The 1,281-nt window shown below is 46.7% G+C and carries 1 protein-coding gene and 2 pseudogenes; 1 reads left to right on the forward strand and 2 read right to left on the reverse strand.

What is annotated here, in order from left to right:
• Positions 1 to 941 (forward strand): thiamine pyrophosphate-dependent enzyme (locus ACWHAR_RS21865; protein WP_452087809.1); only part of this gene is annotated, 941 nt, incomplete at its 5' end.
• Positions 942 to 997: 56 nt separating this feature from the next.
• On the opposite strand, the pseudogene ACWHAR_RS21870 reads toward ACWHAR_RS21865, so the two are convergent.
• Positions 998 to 1,113 (reverse strand): annotated as a pseudogene (locus ACWHAR_RS21870) (hypothetical protein).
• A gap of 28 nt (positions 1,114 to 1,141) precedes the next feature.
• Positions 1,142 to 1,281, reverse strand: a pseudogene (locus ACWHAR_RS21875) (hypothetical protein); the annotation flags it as partial.

Genomic DNA, 1,281 nt, shown 5'->3' on the forward strand with positions numbered 1-1,281 from the left:
TCGGCAACCTCGGGCAGATCGGAACAAAGCCGGCTTACGAGGCAATGGAGGAATGTGATTTATTAATCATGCTCGGAACGTCATTCCCGTACCGTGATTATTTGCCAGATGACACGCCGGCGATACAGCTCGATTCAGACCCGGAAAAAATCGGAAAACGGTATCCGGTGACAGCGGGCCTTGTCTGCGATTCGGCTCTCGGTCTGCGCGAATTGACAGAGTATATTGAACGCAAGGAAGACAGAAGATTCCTGAATGCCTGCACAGAACATATGCAGCATTGGTGGAACGAAATTGAAAAAGATGAGACAGAGGCAACAACACCGCTTAAACCTCAGCAGGTCGTGGCCCGTCTTCAGGAAGCGGCAGCTGATGATGCGGTGCTCTCTGTCGATGTCGGCACTGTGACAGTCTGGATGGCGCGTCATTTCAAAATGAACGCGAACCAGGATTTCATCGTCTCCAGCTCGCTTGCGACAATGGGCTGCGGCCTGCCGGGAGCGATCGCCGTCTGTGGTGACGGGGGATTTTCCATGGTCATGCAGGATCTTCCGACCGCTGTCAAATATAAGCTCCCGATCACAGTCGTCATTTTAAACAACGAAAATCTTGGTATGATTGAGTACGAGCAGCAGGTCAAAGGCAATATCGACTATGTCACAAAACTTCAAAATGTCGACTATGCCGCATTTGCAGAAAGCTGCGGAGCAAAGGGCATCAAAGTGACTAAAGCGGAAGAGCTTGCGCCGGCATTCCATGAGGCGCTGCACTCTGACCAACCGGTCGTTGTGGATGTCATGATTGGAAACGAACCGCCGCTTCCTGGCAAAATCACATACGGGCAGGCGAAAGGCTTTAGCAAATACATGCTGAAAAACTTCTTCGAAAACCAAAAATTTGAAATGCCGTCACTGAAGAAAAGTTTGAAACGGTTATTCTAAAAAAACAGAGGCCCCAAAAGGCCTCTGTTTTTTGTTGGAAACAAACGTATTTTCAGCTATAACATGCTTGAATTCATAAAATGATCGGTATACTCGAAATAGACAAAAGGACAAATGCATCTTGTTTCAAAGCAATGAGATGCATTTGTCCTTGTATGTTTATTCTTATCAAATCTTACAAAACTCTTCTCATTATAAGCTTATTTCTCTTTTTTCTTCAGCCCGAAGAAGAAAGGAAAAGCAGAACCGACCAAGAAGGTGCCGAATAAAAACATGCCGCCGATAAACACGTGGAAATTTGTGTGTCCGGCCGTAAACGCCGTGATTAGCGAAATGATAC

This window comes from Bacillus sp. LR--39, from assembly GCF_053613335.1.